The sequence below is a fragment of the Streptomyces sp. AHU1 genome (assembly GCF_045343905.1).
GTDB lineage: Bacteria > Actinomycetota > Actinomycetes > Streptomycetales > Streptomycetaceae > Streptomyces > Streptomyces triticiradicis.
In genome coordinates this window covers 281,347-298,848 of sequence record NZ_CP174283.1, presented here as the reverse complement: position 1 = coordinate 298,848, position 17,502 = coordinate 281,347, and the positions used below count along the sequence as shown (strand labels likewise).

The window sequence follows — 17,502 nt, the reverse complement described above, 5'->3', positions numbered from 1 at the left end:
CCTCCGGAGGCTGTCGGGCCCAGAAAAGCGCGGCTGTCCTCAGACCGGCTGCGGGACGACGGCGACCGGGCATTCCGCATGGTGCAGCAGGGTGTGGGCGACCCTGCCCAGTTGCAGGCCGAAGTGGCCGTGTCGGCGCCGAGCGCCGACGACGACCAGGTCGGCCTGGGCCGATGCCTCCAGCAGAGCGCGGTGCGCGGGACCCTCGACCGTACGGCGACGGACCTCGACCTGGGGGTGCTCCCGTGCGGCCTCGTGCAAAGCGTCATCGAGGCCGGTCGAAGCCCGCTCCTCACGCAGCCGGGCGGCGTCGTCGGCGAGCAGCATGTGGTCCACCGGCTCCTGCGACGGGTTGCGCCAGGCTCGCACCGCCGTGAGCTCGGATCCGCGCGCCTGAGCTTCGCGGAAGGCGAACCGTACGGCTCCCGGGCCGCCGGTTGCCGCACCGACGCCGACCACGACACGGCCGAAGGTACCGTGGCGGTTGGACTCCGCACCACGGATCACGACGACTGGACAGACGGCGCGCGCCGCCACCGCGAGGCTGACCGATCCCAGCAGCATCCCGGCGATCTCTCCTCGGCCACGAGAACCCGTGACCAGGGCGAACGCCTCGGGTCCCGCGTGCAGCAGCGCGGACACGGCGTCCTCCGCGAGCGCACTGCCTGACACCTTGACCGCAGGATCGCGACGCCGGGCTCGTTCCAGACAGGAGGCGACGATGTGTTGGGCCATGACCTCTTCACCGGAGCGGTCGGTCCTGAACGACGGCTGGACTCCCTCGTAGGTCTCCCACCGAGAGGCATGGACAAGACGCAAGGGCAGACCGTGTCGTGCCGCCTCCTCCACTGCCCAGTCGACCGCCAGCAGACTGGAGTCAGATCCGTCGACGCCTACGACCAGGGGGAATGCCATCGCCGTCACCGCCTTCGCTCCGGCGGACTGCCGAGAGTTTCTGTGACCACCGTCGCACTGCCTGCCCGGCGCCGCGACACACCACGGATTCAGGGGCGGGTGGGGTTCCGGTCGGATTGTGGCGAGCCGGGTCGCGATGCTGCTGGAAACAGCGGCTGAGCCAACTCCTCCGGTACGGGTCGAGGGCCGAGGACATGTCCATCCCTGTTCCGCGCATCGTGGGAGAGGCGATGACCACGTCTACTGATCGGATGGTGCGATACGACGGCCCGTGAGACTCGTGGGCCGGATCGAGATCCACATCTCGCGCTCACCGCCCGCCCAGGGTGTGGTGTGTGCGTGCAGGGTGAGCCTGCCGGTGACCTCGGGGTCCGTCACCACATCGGCGGTGCCGACCACGGGCACGCTCCAGCCCAGGCTCAGAGCGTCGTCCACGTGGTCGACCTCGAAGGCGCCCTCGGCTCCTGCGGCAGCTGCCGCAGGAGCCGAGGGCGGTCCGGAAAGCGATGGCGTCATCGACGACCTCGTAGTTGACCGGGACCACTGCCGGGTGCCCGTCGGACGCAGACACCGAGACACGCCCCACGCCGTGCGTGGAGAGCAGCGTGCGGCATTCGTCCGGGCCGAGGTCCCGCAGCTGAGGGTGAAGCAGTGCCTGTCCCTGCCCGGGAGGGACATCTGCGCCGCCACCGCGCAGAGCGGCGGCGGTGGTGCCCAGTGCGTCGGCCAGCCTGATGAGGGTCGCCAACGTCGGGTCGGCGGGCTGCTCCTCCAGGTAGGCGAGGTAGGGGGTCGACATGCGGGCGCGGTCGGCCGTTTCCCTCCGGCTGAGCCGCCGCCTCTGGCGTTCGAGGGCCACCCGCCGGCCGATGTCGCCAGGGTTGTGTGCCCCGCTCGGCGGGGCGACGACGGACGGGGCCTCCGTATCAACTTAGAAGAGGTTCAGGCGTGCGTTCCACTGTCCCGTGTGCGACATCGCTCTCTCCTTGCCCGGGTGGGCCGCGTCCTGCTGAGCTCCGTGATTCCAGCGGCGCGTGAGGCGACTTCAGCGGACGGGCGGGATGCCTCGGAAGAGCTCGTCGGCCTCCGGCAGGAGTCGGCCGGTCCTTCGTCTTCCCACGATCGAACGGCAGCGGTCTTCGGTCACACGGCCGAAGGTCCCCGCGGGACCGGCGACCGGCCCGGAAACCGACGCCGATCCAACTCCTTGTCCCACGGCGGTCATATCTGGGGGACGGTGACGACGACCGGGCAGTCGGCGCGTGCCGCCACGGCAAGGCCGACCGAGCCAAGGAGCATGTCGGCGAGGTCCTCGAGTCCTCTCGGCCCAGGACCAGGGCGAAAGCGTTGCGCCCTTTGTCGACCGGGGCGGAGGCCGCGTCCTTGTGTGAGATCTCGCTGGACAACTGCACGCCGGGCGCAGTCTTTCTGGCACGTGCCGAAGCGGCGCCGATCACATCGGCCACTTCCGGTTCGCCGGTTGCCGCATGTAGGAGGTGGAGCGGCGCCGCGTGCAGGACCGCCTCGTCGGCGGCCCAGTCGACCGCCTCCAGGCTCGTCTCGGATCCGTCGACGCCGACCACGAGCGGAATCACCACGTCCTGTCTCCTCTCGTACCGGATTCCACGCTTCCGGCTCCGTCTCCACGCTTCCACATGCGCCACGAAGAGGTTGGGGGTGATCCTTGAAGGAGAGAACGCATCAGTCTCAGGCGTTCAGGCGACGCACGGACCAAGTGCTCGGCCGCGGACTCGTTCACCGTGAGTTCCAGCTTCGTACGAGACTGAGGTTGCCCCATGCAATCAGTCGTCACCGCAGGCCTCGACGGCTCGTCCGAGAACCTGGGGGCCGTCCGCCGGGCCGGTGGCGCAGGCCGCCATTCCGCATGGGCGCTGTCCCGATGCCGTCGTTCCCCATGACTGAGCATGACGTCGGTTGGACGCCAGCTGGGCCAGGGCTTCACATCGCTGCCTCGCTTCCCCGGATGCCCGGAAAGAAGGCGATCCGCAATCCCGCGCGGGTGTGTGCGAGACCCATACCGCAGTCCTGTTCTTCGTCGGCGACCGTGCTTACAAGCTCAAGAAGCCGGTCGATCTCGGGTTCTTGGACTACACCACGGCGACGGCGCGTCGGGCCGCGTGCGAGCGGGAGGTCGCCCTCAATCGTCGGTTCGCTCCCGATGCCTATCTGGGTCTGGGAGAGTTCCGCGATCCAGGCACGTCGGAAATTGAACCGATCGTGGTGATGCGCCGCATGCCGGAGGGCCGCCGCCTCTCCCACCTCGTGACGACGGGAGTCTGCGTCGATGACGTCCTCCGAGTCATCGCCCGGCAGGTCGCTGCGTGGCACGCAAAGGCACCCCGAGGACGGGAGGTGGACGAGCAGGGCACTCGGGGAGCACTGTCGTCGCGATGGGAAGCCAGCTTCGCGCAGGTCCGCGAGCTGTGCGCCGAACGTCGACGGCCTGGACGACGCGGCCTTCCTCTCCATGGACCTCGAACAGCTCGGCGCCCCGGAGGCAGCGGCGTACTTCCTCGTCCGGTACGGCGAGTACTCCGCCGATCCCGCACCCGCCTCCCTTTGGCACCACTACGTCGCCTACCGCGCGTTCGTCCGCGCCAAAGTCTCCCTCATCCAAGCCCGCCAAGGCGCTGCGGGCGCGGAGGTGGCGTCGCGGCGGCTGACCTCGGCGACGCTGCGCCATCTGCGCACCTCCGCCGTCCGCCTGATCCTCGTCGGCGGACTGCCGGGCAGCGGGAAGTCCACCCTGTCCGGAGCGTTGGCCGACCGGCTGGGAGTCACCCTGCTCAGTAGCGACCGGATCCGAAAGGAACTCGCCGGCATCCCCGCCGAACAGTCTGCTGCGGCCGGATATCGCGAGGGCCTGTACACGCCTGAGTGGACCGCGAAGACGTACACGGCTCTCCTCGACCGCGCGGCCGCCCTGCTGTCTTCCGGCGAGTCCGTCGTCCTGGACGCCACTTGGTCCGATGCCGCACATCGCCGAGCGGCTCTGCTCGTGGCCGAACGCACGAGCACAGACCTGGTGGCTCTTCACTGCCAGGTGCCGGGTGACATCTCAGCCGCCCGCCTGAGCACACGTGCGCCCGGAGTGTCCGACGCCGACCTTGGCATCGCCTCGGCCATGGCGGCGGGCGAACCGCCATGGCGTGAGGCTGTGCCGGTCGACACCGGCGGCGCGCTGGAATCCGCGGTCACCAGGGCAATGGCTGCCGTGCGCCCGTGGGGCAGCGGTCAGGCGCCGGTCTTCCGCCGTCCCTACATGGAACCGGACTGAGGTGGGCGCTGACCGTGTTGCCCTGGAGCACTGTGGGGGTGACCGTGGAGGTGGGGGAGCGAGGGAGTGAGTAAGTGCGAGCACTCGTCTACCACGGCCCGGCACAGACCTCGTGGGACACCGTCCCGGACCCTGCGATCCAAGACCCCACCGATGCCATCGTGCGCATCGACGCCACCACCGTCTGCGGAAGCGATCTTCACATCCGTCAGGGCGACTTCCACGAAGTGAGGCCGGGGACGGTCCTCGGCCACGAGGCTGTCGGCGAGATCGTGGAGGTCGGTAGCGGAGTCCACCGCCTGCGGACCGGAGACCAGGTGATCGTGTCGTCCGTATCGGCCTGTGGATCGTGCGGGGAGTGCCGTGACGCCATGTACGGACAGTGCCGCGGGGGAGGCGGGTGGATCCTGGGGAGTCTGATCAACGGGACCCAGGCCGAACTGGTACGGGTCCCCTTTGCCGATCACTCCACCACCCGACGCCCCTCCAGCCTCCCGCTCGATGACGCGGTGCTGCTCGCCGAGGTGCTCCCGACCGCCTACGAGGTCGGGGTGCGCAACGGCCATGTGTGCCCGGGAGACACAGTCGCCGTAGTGGGTGCGGGGCCCGTGGGCCTCGCCGCGGTGATCATCGCGCGGCTGTACCTGCCCCGCCGGATCATCGTCGTGGACCTGGAAGGCGCCCGGCTGGAGGCCGCCGTTCGTGCGGGGGCGGATGCTGCCGAATCGCCGGGGAAGATGATCGCCGACCTGTCGGAGGGACCGGGTGCCGACACGGTCATCGAAGCCTCCGGAGATCCGGACGGGTTCCTCCTGTGCACGCGCGCCGTCCGCGCGGGAGGGCACATCGCCAATATCGGTACGCACGGTAAACCGGCGACGTTGCACCTCGAATCCCTGTGGCGCAAGAACATCACGATCAGTACGGGTCAGGTGGACACCTCCTCAACGCCCTGGCTGCTGGAGCTGATGACGTCCGGACACCTGCCCGTCTCCCCGTTGGTCACCCACACCTTCGGCCTCGACGGGATGGAAGACGCCTACGAGGTGTTCGCACGCGGCGCGACCACGGGAGCCCTCAAGGTCGTGCTGCATCGCGAGTGACGGCTCACCGGTCGTCGCTTCGCCGTTGTGCGGGCCTCGAAGGCATCATGACCGGTGGGCGGTTCTCTCGACGAGGAACCGTGCCGCATCGGACAGCGTGGTCAGCTCCGGGTAGTCCTCCTCGTCGATCCGGACTTCTGTGCGTTCCGTGAGCCGCTCCACCAGGCCGAGGAAGTCGAGCGAATCGAATTCGAGCACGTCACGGAACTTGTCGTCCGGTTCGACCCGGGTGAAGTCGGCGTCGGGGATGATCTGTGTGATCGACTCCTTGACCGCAGTCAAGGCTTCTGCGTTGGTCAGAGGTTTCATGGGGTTCACAGCTCCTCCGGTCTCTGCAGCAGTCGGTCGACCGCCGTGAGGTAGCGCGCCCCCACGGCACCGTCCGTGGCTCGGTGGTCGGCGGCCAGGGTCACCGTCACCAACGGGCGTACGCCGAGCAGGCCGGCGGTGGCCCAGGGCCGCTCGAGGACCGCGCCGAAGCCGACCAGGGCCACCTGAGGTGGGTGGATGACACCGAACACGGTCTCCACTCCCTGCTCGCCCAGGTTGGTGACGGTCAGGGTGGCGCCGGTCGTCTCGCTGCCGCGCAGCCGTCCCCGACGGGCGCGCTGGACCAGGTCCTTGAGGCCGGCCATGAGGGCGTCGGGGGGCAACGTGTCGGCGCGGTGGATCACCGGCGCCAGCAGTCCGCCCTGCCGGAGCGACACGGCGACACCCAGGTTGACCTCGGTCCCCGGCACGAACCCGTCGTTCTGCCAGTGGCCATTGAGCTCCGGCACGTCGCGGGCCGCCACAGCGGCGGCCTTCAGCAACAGAGCGGCCGGCACGAGACGGTCGGCAGGCGTACGACCGCGGTTGGTCCGGCGACGCCAGTCCTCGGCCGCCGTGAGGTCGATGGTGGTGGACAGATAGTAGTGCGGGATCTCCCGCTTGGCGCGGCTCATCAGGTCGGCGATGGCACGGCGCATGGCGTCCGTACGCTGTTCCGGGCCGGCGCTCGTCACGGCTGCGGGTGCCCGCTCCCGGCTGTCCCGTCGGCGCCGGTCGGGCTCCTCGGGTTCATCGCCTCCGGACCGCGTACGCACGGCTGTGCGCACGTCCGCGGCTCGTACGGCTCCGTCCTCTCCGGTGCCTCGTACTTCCGTCAGGTCGATGCCGAGGTCACGGGCGAGCCGTCGCGCGTACGGGGTGACTCGCGGCCGGGTTGCGACGGGAGGCGCGGCGTGCTCCACGTCGGTACGGGTGATGCGTCCGCCGCGGCCGGTGCCGTGCAGTGTGGTCAGGTCCACGCCGCGGAGCACCGCGAGGTGCCGCACGAGTGGTCCTGCCCCGAAGGCCGAGCCGGCCTCGGCGGACGGCTCCGGCGCCGGGCGCGCCGGGGGGCGTGCCGCATGGGTGGGATGCTCCGTCGCCCTTTCCCGGGATTCCGTGGGTTCGGGCTCCGGGGCGAGATCGCCCTTCCGAACCGCCTTCCGCCGAGGTTTCGGGCGTTCGTGCCGCGCGGTCGGTTCTCGATCGGCTGTCGCGCGTTCGGGCGGCTCGTGGGTGACAGGTTTTTCGACCGGCTCGGGTGCCGATGCCGGCGCTGTCTCGGCACCAGCCGCCTTCGGCGCGAGCGGAGCGCCCGTCGGCGCACCGGGCGCGGCGTCGTCCTCGATCATCGCGAGTGGTGCTCCCACCGGCACGCGGGTCCCGGGCGGGACGAGCAGTCGACCCACGGTGCCCGACTCGAAGCACTCGACCTCGATGGCGGCCTTGTCGGTCTCCACGACCGCCACGACGTCACCCTTGTGAACGTGGTCCCCAGGGCTCACGAGCCATTCCTGCAGCAGTCCCTCGTCCATGTCGGCGCCGAGGGAGGGCATGGTGAACGCGGTCATATCAGTCCGCCCCTTCGGTGACCGGCTGCCGTGCGGGCTCGTCGGCTCCGGTCGGAACGGGTCCGCCGACGGCGCGGCGGGCGGCCGTGACGATCCCGTCGACCTGCGGCAGCGCTGCCTCCTCCAGTCTGCGGGCGTACGGGATGGGCACTTCGGCGCTGCACACCCGCTCCACGGGAGCGTCGAGGTCGTAGAAGTGCTGCTCGGTGAGGCGTGCGGAGATCTCCGCGGCGAGGCTGCCGGTCCGCCAGCCCTCATCGATGACGACGGCGCGGTGCGTACGGGCGACCGAGTCGCCGATGGTGACGTCGTCCAGCGGGCGCAGAGTACGCAGGTCGACGACCTCCGCGCTGACGCCGTCGGTCTCGAGGTCGTCGGCGGCGGCCAGTGCCTTGGGCAGCGAGCCACCGTAGGTGATCAGGGAGACGTCCGTCCCGGGCCTGCGGAGCGCCGCGCGGTCGATGTCGACCGGCCCCGCATCGGCGGGCAGGTCGCCGGACACGTTGTAGAGACTCCCGTGCTCGAAGATCAGGACGGGGTCGGGGTCGGCGAGTGCGGGGGCCAGCATGTACCGGGCGTCGGTGAGGGTCGCCGGGGCCAGGACGCGCAGGCCGGGGATGTGTGCGTACCAGCCCTCCAGGCTGTGCGAGTGCTGGGCCGCGAGCTGCCGTCCCGCACCCGTGGTCATGCGGATCACGATGGGTACGGGCAACTGGCCGCCCGACATGTGCAGCAGGGTCGCGGCGTTGTTGAGGATCTGGTCCAGGGCCAGCAGACTGAAGTTGACCGTCATGATCTCGACGATCGGCCGCATGTCCGCCAGAGCGGCTCCGATGCCGGCGCCGACGAACGCGGACTCCGACAGTGGGGCGTCCCGGACCCGTTCGGGTCCGAACTCCTCCAGCAGGCCGAGGCTGACGCCGAAGCAGCCGCCGTACCGGCCGACATCCTCGCCCATGAGGAACACCCGCTCGTCGGTGCGCATCGCCTCGCGCATCGCCTCGCGCATCGCCTCCCGATAGGTCGTCTTCCGGTCGGACGGCGCGGTGGTGGGCTTGGCGGTACGAGTGTGGGTCGCGGTCATGGCCGGCTCGCCTCCACCGGGCTGGTGACGTACTTCAGCAGATCTTCGACGGGCTCTTCGGGAGCCTGTTCGGCGGCCTCGACGGCGCCGTCGATCTCGGCGATCAGGCGGTCCTCCAGGTCCGTGCGGGTCTTGTCGGAAAGTTCTTCGGCCGTCTCCATCCGCCGGGCGAGTCCCTCGACCGGGTCGCGTTCCTTCCAGCGCTCGATCTCGGCCTTGTCGCGGTAACGGTCGGAGTCGTACATGGAGTGGGCGCGGAAGCGGAACGTGCGCATCTCCAGGAAGTGCGGTCCGGCTCCGGCGCGCACTCCCTCGGCCGCTCGACGGGCCGCGTCCTCGACGGCGAAGACGTCCATCCCGTCGACGGACCAGGAGACCATGCCGTATCCGGCGGCACGCAGCGCGAGGTCGGTCTGGGCCTGGTGGCGTGCCAGGGCCGTGCCCATCGCGTACAAGTTGTTCTCACAGACCAGCAGCAGGGGCAGTCCCCAGAGCGCGGCGAGGTTGGCGGTCTCGTGGAACTCGCCTTCGGCGAAGGCGCCGTCGCCGAAGAAACAGCAGGTGACCCGGTTACGGCCGGTCATGCGGTCGGCGAGGGCGAGGCCGGCCGCGAGCGGAAGCCCGCCACCGACGATCGCGTTGCCGCCGTAGAAGCGTCGGCCGGCGTCGAACAGGTGCATCGAGCCGCCACGGCCGCCGCTGCAGCCGGTGGCTTTGCCGAACATCTCCGCCATGATCGCCTCGGCCGGAACACCGCGGGCGAGTGCGTGCCCGTGTTCACGGTACGTCGACACCACCGCGTCGTCGTCCGTGAGCGCCTCGTTGACGCCGACGGCGACGGCTTCCTCACCGATGTACAGGTGCATGAAACCCCGGATCCGTGCGGCGCTGTACAGCTCCACGCAGCGTTCCTCGAATCGGCGGACGCGGAGCATGGACTCCAGGAGGGCCATGCGGTGCGCGAGCGCACGGCTCTGCCGGGAGACGGGCCGCCGGGCGCGCGGGCTGCGGGTGGTGCTCATGCCGACTGCTCCGTCCTCGCAGGGGAGGAAACCTCCCGGGTGGAGTCCTCCAGGGTCGAGACGTCGCCCTCGGGGAGGCCGAGTTCGCGTGCCCGCAGCAGGCGGCGCATGACCTTGCCGCTGCGTGTGTGCGGCAGATGCTGGTCGAAGGCGATCTCGCGGGGTGCCACGGCGGGGCCGAGCCGACGCCTGGCGAAGGCCAGCAGTTCCTGACGCATCGTGGTGCTCGCGTCGAAGCCGGGCCTCAGCGTGACGAACGCCTTGACGATGTTCCCGGCGACGGGGTCGGGCCGGCCGATCACCCCGGACTCGGCGACCGCGGGATGCTCCATCAGGGCGCTCTCGACCTCGAAGGGCCCGATGAGGTGCCCCGCGGACTTGATGACGTCGTCGGCCCGCCCGACGAACCAGTACCAGCCGTCCGCGTCCCGTCGGACCAGGTCGCCGGTGAGGTACCAGCCGTCCGCGAAGGCCGCCGCGGTGCGCGGCTCGTCGTGCAGATATCCGCGGAACATGGAGGGCCAGCCGGGCCGGAGCGCCAGCTCGCCCTCCAGGCCGGGCTCCTCCAGCACGGTGACATGCCCGTCGGTGACCTCGGCCCGGCCGTCTTCGCCGCGCTGGAGAACAGCTGCCTCGATACCGGGCAGCGGACGCCCCATCGAGCCGGGGCGGATGTCGCAGGCGGCGAAGTTGGCGATCATGATGGCGCCGGTCTCCGTCTGCCACCAGTTGTCGTGCACCGGCAGTCCGAGCACATCACGTCCCCAGATCACCGCCTCCGGGTTGAGGGGCTCGCCCACCGACGCGATGAACCGCAGCGCGCTCAGGTCGAAGGAGCGGGGCAGGTCGTAGGGTCCGGTCCTCGGCGTCGTCCGCATCAGCATGCGCAGGGCCGTCGGTGCCGTGTACCAGACGTTCACCCGCTGCTCGGCGAGGATCCGGTACCAGCGGCGGGCGTCGTAGTCGCCCTCGTCCACCACGACCGTCACCCCGTGCATGAGCGGTGCGATGATCCCGTAGGACATGCCGGTGACCCAGCCCGGGTCCGCGGTGCACCAGAAGACGTCGTCCTGGTGGAGGTCGAGGGCGTACAGCGCGGAGACGTAGTGGGCGACGGCGGCCTCGTGCACGTGCACCGCGCCCTTGGGGATGCCTGTCGTGCCGCTCGTGAAGTGCAGCAGGGCCATGTCGTGGGGGGAGGTCGGCGGAATGGTGAAGGTGTCGTCCGCGTCGGCCATGAGCGCGGTGAGGGACACCGCGCCGGGCAGTTCGTCCGCGCCCTCGCCGACGATCAGCACATGGCGCAGCGCGGCCAGTGCGGGTCGTCGTCCGGCGACCTTCTTGCGGTACAGGTCCGCAGTGGTGACCAGCACCTGCGCGTCGCTCAGCGTCACCCGCTGGGTCACGGGGTCCGGTCCGAACGCGGAGAACAGCGGGCACAGGACGCTGGTGTTCTTGAGCGTGCCGAGGACGACGGTGAACAGCTCGGGGCACCGGCCCAGCAGTGTCACCACGCGGTCGCCGTGTCCGATACCGAGGGTACGGAGCACATTGGCGAACCGTGCCGTGGAACGGGCCAGGTCCGCGTAGGTCACGCAGGTCACGGAGTCGTCCCGCCCCACACAGCGCAACGCGATCGCCGTCGCGCGCTCTGATGCCGCGTGACGGTCCACGGCCTCGTGCGCGATGTTCAGTCCCCGTCCGCCGGGCAGCCCCTCCAGCCCGGCCCGTGCGCTGGACCACGAGAAGTCCGCACACTCTTTGGCGTATTCGCCCAGGTTAGGGGCGATTCGAGGCGGGGCGTCCTTTCGAATGGTCTCCCACGGCATGTCGGCCCTCCTTTCGTCGGGCTCTCTTCGACCATCCGTCTGCGCCGGCCTGTTCGCACTGGGTCCAATGGCCCTGGCGGGTCGCCGGTCGGCCCAGGTGCCTGGCAACCGCTCGATCGAGACGAGGCAGGTCCGTCAGGGACCGCCGCTGCCGGCACCGGAGAACACCAGGGCCCAATGGCCCCTGGCCCTTCCCCGCATGGCTCTGTCGGTGCGCCGCCTCAGCCGAAATGCTGCGGTAATGGGGTTAAGGGTGAAATATCCCACCTGTCGTCCGTGATGCTGAAGGAGATCGGTGATGAGGTCGGACGCCGAGATGGACTCCTCCCCTCCTGCCGAGTCGGACGGGCAGGTGATGGGCAAGGACGGGATGGCCGTGCTCGTCGACGTGCTGATCCGGCGCGGGTTCATCGTGGTCGGGCCCACGGTGCGGGACGGCGCGATCGTACTGGCGGAGCTGCGTTCGGCCGACGAGTTGCCGTACGGATGGGGCGTGGAGCTGGCGGCCGGGCGGTACCGGCTGAAGGAACGTCCTGACGGCGCCGCCTTCGCGAACGCGGCGGGGCCCCAGTCGTGGAAACAGTTCCTGCATCCACCACGGGTGCGGCAGTGGAGCGCCGACCGGGTGGAGGGGGAGCTGGTCCTCACGGCCGACCGGGATGAGCCTCCTCGGTATGCCTTCCTGGGCGTGCGGCCCTGTGATCTGCGGGCCATCGCCATGCAGGACCGGGTCCTGACCGGTGGGGTGTACAAAGACCTCGTGTACGAGGAGCGGCGCTCCGGAGCACTGCTGATCGTCGTCGAGTGCACGGAGCCGGGCGCCACGTGCTTCTGCGTGTCGATGGGCACCGGGCCCGCCTCCGGTCCCGGCTACGACCTGGTGATGACCGAAGTGGCCGGTGACGACGGGCACCGCTTCTGGGTCCGCAGCGGTAGCCGGGAAGGCGCGGAGATCCTGGCGGAGCTGCCCGCGCGTCCGGCCGACCCGGATTCCCGGGAAACGGCTCGCATCGCCGTCACGGCTGCCGCGGACCGCATGGGGCGGACCATGCCCGAGGCCGATCTGCGGGAGCTGATGGCCGGAACGCTCGACGCGCCCCGCTGGGACGACGTCGCCGGGCGGTGCCTGACCTGCGGCAACTGCACCATGGTGTGCCCCACCTGCTTCTGCACGACCACGGAGGACGTCACTGACCTCACCGGCGACCACGCGGAGCGGTGGCGGCTGTGGGATTCGTGCTTCGACCTCGACTTCTCCCAGTTGCACGGTGGACCGGTCCGTGCCTCCACGCGCAGCCGCTACCGGCAGTGGATGACTCACAAACTCGGCACCTGGCACGATCAGTTCGGCTCGTCCGGCTGTGTGGGCTGCGGCCGCTGCATCGTGTGGTGCCCGGTCGGCATCGACATCACCGAGGAGGCCGCCGCCCTGCATGACTGGACTAGTCCTGACCCACCGGCATCGCAGGAGGCGGTGACGTGACCGGCGTACCCGTGTCCCAGGCCTCCCGCTCGACCGCACGGCTGCCGGAAAGCAGGCGGTCATGACCGCCGTGCTGCCCCCGCTGCCGTATCGCGTCGCCGATACACAGGCCGAGACCGCCGACACCCGGTCGATCGAACTGGTACCGGCGGGACGGGAACTCCCGCCCTTCGTGCCGGGGCAGTTCGCGATGATCTACGCGTTCGGGGTCGGTGAGGTGCCCATCTCGGTCAGCTGCCTGCGCGGCCGTCACGGGGGTCTCGTGCACACCGTGCGCGCGGTCGGCGCGGCCTCGGCCGCGTTGTACCTGCTATGCCCAGGCGACACCGTCGGGCTCAGCGGGCCGTACGGATCGGGCTGGGACCTGGAAGCGGCTGCCGGGTACGACGTGCTGGTGATCGCTGGAGGCATCGGGCTGGCTCCGCTGCGGCCGGTTGTGCACGAGGTTCTGGGCCGGCCGGACGCGTACGGCCGGGTCGTCGTCCTGGTGGGCGCACGTACCCCCGCCGACCTTGTCTTCCGGGACGAGATCGAGAGCTGGCGCGGGCCGGCCCGGGTGGAGGTGACCGTCGACCGCCACGAAGCGGGCTGGCGCGGTGACGTGGGCGTGGTGACCACGCTCCTGGACCGCCTCGAACTGCGGCCCGAACGCAGCTGTGCGCTCGTGTGCGGGCCCGAGGTGATGATGCGTCACACCGCCCGCGACCTCCTGGTCCGGGGCCTGGCGCCGCACCGCGTGCAGCTGTCCCTGGAACGCAACATGCGCTGCGCCACCGGTCATTGCGGCCATTGCCAGCTCGGCCCGCTCCTGCTGTGCCGGGACGGGCCGGTCGTCGGCTACGACCGCGTGGCACGTCTGCTCCAGGTGAGGGAGTTGTGACATGACCAGCGATCCGGGAACAGGCACCGATACGCGGCCGACGCTCGCCGTCTGGAAGTTCGCCTCCTGCGACGGCTGCCAGCTGACCCTGCTCGACTGTGAGGACGAACTCCTTGCTCTCGCCGACCGCGTGCGGATCGACCACTTCCTGGAGATGTCCCCGGTCGAGGGCTCCGACGGAGAGCGCGCGCGGCTGGAAGGCCGGGGACCGTACGACCTCTCCCTGGTCGAAGGGTCCGTCACCACCACCGAGGACGCCGAACGGATCCAGCACATCCGCCGCGTGTCCCGGTATCTGGTGACCATCGGAGCCTGCGCCACCGCGGGCGGCATCCAGGCGCTGCGCAACTTCGCCGACGTCGACGAGTTCCTCGCCGCGGTCTACGCCCGCCCCGAGTACATCTCCACGCTGGAGACCTCGACCGCGATCTCGGACCATGTCACCGTCGACTTCGAACTGCGCGGCTGCCCCATCGACCGCCGCCAGCTCCTCGAAGTCATCACCGCCCACCTCGCCGGACGCAAACCCCGCATACCCGGCCACAGCGTCTGCTTCGAGTGCAAGCGGCGCGGCACCACCTGCATCACCGTGGCTCACGGCACCCCCTGTCTGGGCCCGGTCACGCACGCCGGGTGCGGTGCCATCTGCCCCGCTTACGGACGCGGGTGCTACGGCTGCTTCGGCCCCACGGTTCAGCCCAATCTGCGCTCCATGGTCGCGGAGTTGCGCCGCGACGGGATGAGTGAGTCCGACATTCTGCGCGTCTTCCGCACCTTCAACGCCGCGTCGCCGGAATATGCCCCCGTAGCCGAACTCGCGGCGATGGAGCAGGGGAGACCTCCGGCCAGGACGGAACCTCGTCCGGAAAGGCCCTCATGAAACATCGCGGAACCCGAGTGCTACGGCTGGACGCGCTGGCCAGGGTGGAGGGCGAAGCGGCACTCCATCTGCGCGTCCAGGACGGCTCGGTCACCGAGACACGTCTTCGCATCTATGAACCTCCGCGCTTCTTCGAAGCGTTCCTGATCGGCCGGGGTCATACGGAACCCCCCGACATCACCTCACGTATTTGCGGCATCTGCCCGGTCGCCTACCAGATGAGCGCCTGCCAGGCCATTGAGAAGGCCTGCGGTGTCACGGTGGACGGCTCCCTCGCCCAGCTGCGCCGCCTGTTGTACTGCGGCGAATGGATCGAGAGCCACGCCCTGCACATCCATCTGCTGCACGCCCCGGACTTCCTCGGCCACACGGACGTGGTGGGACTCGCCCACGACCAACGGGCTGCGGTGGAGCGCGGTCTGAGACTCAAGCAGGCCGGCAACGCGATCCTGGAACAGCTCGGAGGCCGGCCCATCCACCCGGTCAACATCCGAGTGGGCGGCTTCTACCGGACGCCGGCACCCGCCGAACTGCGACCCCTGGCGGAGCGGCTTCGGCGGGCCCGTGAGGATGCCCTGGACACCGTCCTATGGGTGGCGGCGTTCGATTTCCCCGACGCCGTGTGCGGCCACGATCTGCTCGCCCTGCGCGACCCCGGCCGCTATGCCATCGACTCCGGGACGCCCGCTGTCATGGGCGCATGGAAACAAGACCCGAGGCTGCACGAGTTCCCGGTGTCGGATTTCGAGGAGCACGTCCGGGAAGGACAGGTACCGCACTCCACTGCCCTGACAGCCACGCTGGACGGCCGCCGCTTCCTGACCGGCCCGCTGGCCCGCTACGCGATCAACGGCCGGTGGCTGCATCCCGTGGCGGCCGAGGCGGCGCGGAACGCCGGGTTGGGCGACCCCGACGGCGGCGCGATCTGCGACAACCCTTTCCGGAGCATCGTCGTACGTGCCGTGGAGGTGGTGCAGGCGGTCGAGGAAGCCCTGCGGCTCATCGACGGATACGAACCACCCCCACGGCCTGCCGTCGAGGTCCCGCCGCGTGAGGCGGTCGGCGCGGGGGCCACCGAAGCACCCCGGGGTCTTCTGTACCACCGCTATGCCCTCGCGGGGGACGGCACCCTCACCGCGGCCCGCATCATTCCGCCCACCGCCCAGAACCAGACGGCCATCGAGGAAGACGTGCGCAGGGCGGTCCAGACCCGCCTGGACAACGAGGGACCCGCCGCGGACGACGAGGAGCTGGCCCGCCTCTGCGAGCGAGTCGTCCGAAATCACGATCCCTGCATCTCCTGCGCCGCACACTTCATCGACCTGACCCTGGACCGGACATGAGCGGCCGGGTCGTGGTGATCGGCGTGGGCAATCCTCTGCGCGGGGACGACGGGATCGGCCCGGCGGTGGTGGAGGCATTGCGGGACCGGGTGCCCGCTGACACCGTCCTGGCGGTCAGCGACGGTGAACCCGGACGCCTGCTCGATCTGTGGCGTGGCGCCGACACCGTGGTCGTCGTGGAAGCCTTGCGCACCCGGCCGGCCCGGCCGGGTGCGCTGCACACCCTGACGCTCGCGGAGGCGGCCGGCTGCCACCGGGGCACGGCGAGCACACACGGCTTCGGTCTCGGGGACTGCCTCGCCCTGGCGGAGGCCCTCGACCTGCTGCCGTCGAGGCTGGTGGTGCACGCCGTGGAGGTGGCCGACGTCGAGCTCGGCACGCGTCTGAGCGAAGCGGTGCGGTCGGCCCTCCCCGCATTGACCGACCGTGCCGCTGCCTCCGTACGACGGGCCCATGCGCGGAACCACGAGCCGTAGGAGACGGAACCACGAGCCGCAGGAGACCGAAAGGCCGTCGGGGAATCCGGACTCCGCGGTGATCGCTGGTGTCGAGGTGGCATGCGAGACCGTGCTCGGTACCTGTGTCACAGCCTACGGTGTGTGGCGGTGCGTCGAGCGAAGGGCCGAGCGCCACCGGCCGGCCCAGTGGAACTGCGCGTCGGAGAGCGTGGAGTCCGACGGGACGAGGCGCCACCGGCACTGACGACGCGCCGTGGTCCGTCATACCGACGGATGCGCATCTCTGGCGGTCCGCCTATGGGGCCCGCAACGTGGATGTCAGGGGTGGACTGGGCAGGCCGGCGACCGCATACGGGCGAAGGCGCGGAGGCCCTGGTCGTCGGCAGCCGGGGCAGGGGCGGGTTCGCGAGCGCCCTGCTCGGGTCCGTCAGCCAGCACGTGTCACAGCATGCGACGTGTCCGGTCGTGATCGTTCGTACCGAGAAGACATGACCCAAGAGCCGGGTGCCGTCGGCTCAGGGCCACTGGAACGCGGCATGGATCTCCCCCTCGGTGGCTCACGCGCCTCGGCCCTTATCATGCACAGTCCGACGAGCCACCCGAGCGCTGAGCCACGACCGACCGTGCACGAGGTCGTCAGGGCCGACCGGCCTCACGCGTTCCAAGGCTTTCGTGGGCGAGGTCGAACTGGACGTCCACCACGCCTTCGACGGCCCGCACCAGACGTGCGGCCACGGGGACCATGGCAGTGTCGTGGGTGCTGCCCGTCAGCGTGGCGACTCCGTCGTGCACCTTCACCTGGATGGCCGAGGCCGGCGGGGGAAAGAGGGGGGACACGATTTCGCGCTGGACTTCCTCGGCGATCGCCTCGTCATCGCGCAGGAAGATCTTGAGCAGGTCGGCCCGACTGACGATTCCCTCCAGCATTCCGATCTTGTCGACCACGGGAAGCCGTTTGACTCCGTCTCGTGCCATGACCCTTGCTGCTTCGGCAAGCGTGGCGTTCGCTTGGACGGTGATGACGGGGGAGGACATCAGATCGCCCGCGGTGGCCGCTTCGGCCTTTGCCACGTCGACCGGCTGACGCAGTCGGAGGTCGGCCACATCAGGGTTGTCCCGCACCTCCTCCTTGGGCAACAAGTCCGCCTCTGAGACCAGACCGACAACCCGGCCCTCGCCTTCGATCACCGGGAGGGCGCTGACCCGCCAGTCGTGCATCAGTTGCACGATCTCCTTGAAGGGGGCCTGCCTGCCCACGGCGGCGACTGTGTGGGTCATGACATCGCTGACGATGCTCGGGCTGCCGTACATGATGACTCCGAGGTCT

At 70.0% G+C, this 17,502-nt stretch carries 13 protein-coding genes and 4 pseudogenes; 8 read left to right on the top strand and 9 right to left on the bottom strand.

All coding sequences use genetic code 11. The annotated features are described in order from the left end of the window. Positions 1–39 precede the first annotated feature (39 nt). The 3 genes and pseudogenes from ACICHK_RS01410 to ACICHK_RS01400 form a co-directional block, all read right to left on the bottom strand. Entirely contained in the window at positions 40–915 is an 876-nt protein-coding gene (locus ACICHK_RS01410; protein WP_406835151.1) for a universal stress protein, read from the bottom strand. Positions 916–1,155: 240 nt separating this feature from the next. Continuing rightward, positions 1,156–1,816: pseudogene (locus ACICHK_RS01405) on the bottom strand (helix-turn-helix domain-containing protein); the annotation flags it as partial. A 338-nt stretch (positions 1,817–2,154) separates the two neighbouring features. Next, positions 2,155–2,513, bottom strand: a pseudogene (locus ACICHK_RS01400) (universal stress protein); the annotation flags it as partial. Between the two features lie 424 nt (positions 2,514–2,937). Here ACICHK_RS01400 and ACICHK_RS01395 point away from each other — a divergent pair. Together ACICHK_RS01395 and ACICHK_RS01390 are read left to right on the top strand one after the other, a co-directional pair. Continuing rightward, positions 2,938–4,213 (top strand): annotated as a pseudogene (locus ACICHK_RS01395) (AAA family ATPase). 74 nt (positions 4,214–4,287) lie between these two features. Continuing rightward, positions 4,288–5,316: an alcohol dehydrogenase catalytic domain-containing protein gene (locus ACICHK_RS01390; protein WP_406835150.1), complete on the top strand. Its 1,029-nt coding sequence runs from the start codon at positions 4,288–4,290 to the stop codon at positions 5,314–5,316. Positions 5,317–5,361: 45 nt separating this feature from the next. On the opposite strand, the gene ACICHK_RS01385 is transcribed toward ACICHK_RS01390, so the two are convergent. The 5 genes from ACICHK_RS01385 to acsA are packed head-to-tail and all read right to left on the bottom strand — an operon-like array spanning position 5,362 to position 11,131. Continuing rightward, the gene (locus tag ACICHK_RS01385) at positions 5,362–5,625 is read right to left on the bottom strand and encodes an acyl carrier protein (RefSeq protein ID WP_406835149.1); all 264 of its coding nucleotides are present in this window, start codon (positions 5,623–5,625) and stop codon (positions 5,362–5,364) included. A 5-nt stretch (positions 5,626–5,630) separates the two neighbouring features. Beyond that, positions 5,631–7,196, bottom strand: coding sequence for a 2-oxo acid dehydrogenase subunit E2 (locus ACICHK_RS01380; RefSeq protein WP_406835148.1), 1,566 nt, complete (start codon positions 7,194–7,196; stop codon positions 5,631–5,633). A gap of 1 nt (position 7,197) precedes the next feature. After that, positions 7,198–8,280 (bottom strand): alpha-ketoacid dehydrogenase subunit beta, encoded by a 1,083-nt coding sequence (locus ACICHK_RS01375; RefSeq protein WP_406835147.1) that lies wholly within the window; start codon positions 8,278–8,280, stop codon positions 7,198–7,200. Beyond that, complete coding sequence (gene pdhA, locus ACICHK_RS01370; RefSeq protein WP_406835146.1) at positions 8,277–9,302, bottom strand: pyruvate dehydrogenase (acetyl-transferring) E1 component subunit alpha; 1,026 nt, start codon at positions 9,300–9,302, stop codon at positions 8,277–8,279. Before pdhA ends, ACICHK_RS01375 begins: the two co-directional genes overlap by 4 nt. After that, positions 9,299–11,131: an acetate--CoA ligase gene (gene acsA, locus ACICHK_RS01365; RefSeq protein ID WP_406835145.1), complete on the bottom strand. Its 1,833-nt coding sequence runs from the start codon at positions 11,129–11,131 to the stop codon at positions 9,299–9,301. Before acsA ends, pdhA begins: the two co-directional genes overlap by 4 nt. A 298-nt stretch (positions 11,132–11,429) precedes the next feature. Here acsA and ACICHK_RS01360 point away from each other — a divergent pair, with 298 nt between their 5' ends. The 6 genes and pseudogenes from ACICHK_RS01360 to ACICHK_RS01335 all read left to right on the top strand — a co-directional run. Then, entirely contained in the window at positions 11,430–12,614 is a 1,185-nt protein-coding gene (locus ACICHK_RS01360; RefSeq protein ID WP_406835144.1) for a 4Fe-4S dicluster domain-containing protein, read from the top strand. Between the two features lie 61 nt (positions 12,615–12,675). Next, positions 12,676–13,494 carry an FAD/NAD(P)-binding protein gene (locus ACICHK_RS01355; RefSeq protein WP_406835143.1) on the top strand — a complete coding sequence of 273 codons (819 nt, stop codon included), beginning with the start codon at positions 12,676–12,678 and terminating at the stop codon, positions 13,492–13,494. A gap of 1 nt (position 13,495) precedes the next feature. Then, positions 13,496–14,374, top strand: a complete 879-nt coding sequence (locus tag ACICHK_RS01350; protein ID WP_406835141.1) for an oxidoreductase — start codon at positions 13,496–13,498, stop codon at positions 14,372–14,374. Further along, positions 14,371–15,717 (top strand): Ni/Fe hydrogenase subunit alpha, encoded by a 1,347-nt coding sequence (locus ACICHK_RS01345; RefSeq protein ID WP_406835140.1) that lies wholly within the window; start codon positions 14,371–14,373, stop codon positions 15,715–15,717. The genes ACICHK_RS01350 and ACICHK_RS01345 overlap by 4 nt, the downstream gene beginning before the upstream one ends. Further along, positions 15,714–16,193, top strand: a complete 480-nt coding sequence (locus ACICHK_RS01340; protein ID WP_406835138.1) for a hydrogenase maturation protease — start codon at positions 15,714–15,716, stop codon at positions 16,191–16,193. The genes ACICHK_RS01345 and ACICHK_RS01340 overlap by 4 nt, the downstream gene beginning before the upstream one ends. Before the next feature lie 339 nt (positions 16,194–16,532). After that, positions 16,533–16,667: pseudogene (locus ACICHK_RS01335) on the top strand (universal stress protein); the annotation flags it as partial. A gap of 144 nt (positions 16,668–16,811) precedes the next feature. Here ACICHK_RS01335 and ACICHK_RS01330 read toward each other — a convergent pair. Further along, the gene (locus ACICHK_RS01330; RefSeq protein ID WP_406835137.1) at positions 16,812–17,486 is read right to left on the bottom strand and encodes a CBS domain-containing protein; all 675 of its coding nucleotides are present in this window, start codon (positions 17,484–17,486) and stop codon (positions 16,812–16,814) included. Positions 17,487–17,502: the final 16 nt, after the last annotated feature.

Bases quoted from the DNA above. Each gene is read 5' to 3' on its own strand.
- ACICHK_RS01410 (WP_406835151.1), bottom strand. From the start codon at position 915: ATGGCATTCCCCCTGGTCGTAGGCGTCGACGGATCTGACTCCAGTCTG.
- ACICHK_RS01385 (WP_406835149.1), bottom strand. From the start codon at position 5,625: ATGAAACCTCTGACCAACGCAGAAGCCTTGACTGCGGTCAAGGAGTCG.
- ACICHK_RS01380 (WP_406835148.1), bottom strand. From the start codon at position 7,196: ATGACCGCGTTCACCATGCCCTCCCTCGGCGCCGACATGGACGAGGGA.
- ACICHK_RS01375 (WP_406835147.1), bottom strand. From the start codon at position 8,280: ATGACCGCGACCCACACTCGTACCGCCAAGCCCACCACCGCGCCGTCC.
- pdhA (WP_406835146.1), bottom strand. From the start codon at position 9,302: ATGAGCACCACCCGCAGCCCGCGCGCCCGGCGGCCCGTCTCCCGGCAG.
- acsA (WP_406835145.1), bottom strand. From the start codon at position 11,131: ATGCCGTGGGAGACCATTCGAAAGGACGCCCCGCCTCGAATCGCCCCT.
- ACICHK_RS01360 (WP_406835144.1), top strand. From the start codon at position 11,430: ATGAGGTCGGACGCCGAGATGGACTCCTCCCCTCCTGCCGAGTCGGAC.
- ACICHK_RS01355 (WP_406835143.1), top strand. From the start codon at position 12,676: ATGACCGCCGTGCTGCCCCCGCTGCCGTATCGCGTCGCCGATACACAG.
- ACICHK_RS01350 (WP_406835141.1), top strand. From the start codon at position 13,496: ATGACCAGCGATCCGGGAACAGGCACCGATACGCGGCCGACGCTCGCC.
- ACICHK_RS01345 (WP_406835140.1), top strand. From the start codon at position 14,371: ATGAAACATCGCGGAACCCGAGTGCTACGGCTGGACGCGCTGGCCAGG.
- ACICHK_RS01340 (WP_406835138.1), top strand. From the start codon at position 15,714: ATGAGCGGCCGGGTCGTGGTGATCGGCGTGGGCAATCCTCTGCGCGGG.
- ACICHK_RS01330 (WP_406835137.1), bottom strand. From the start codon at position 17,486: ATGTACGGCAGCCCGAGCATCGTCAGCGATGTCATGACCCACACAGTC.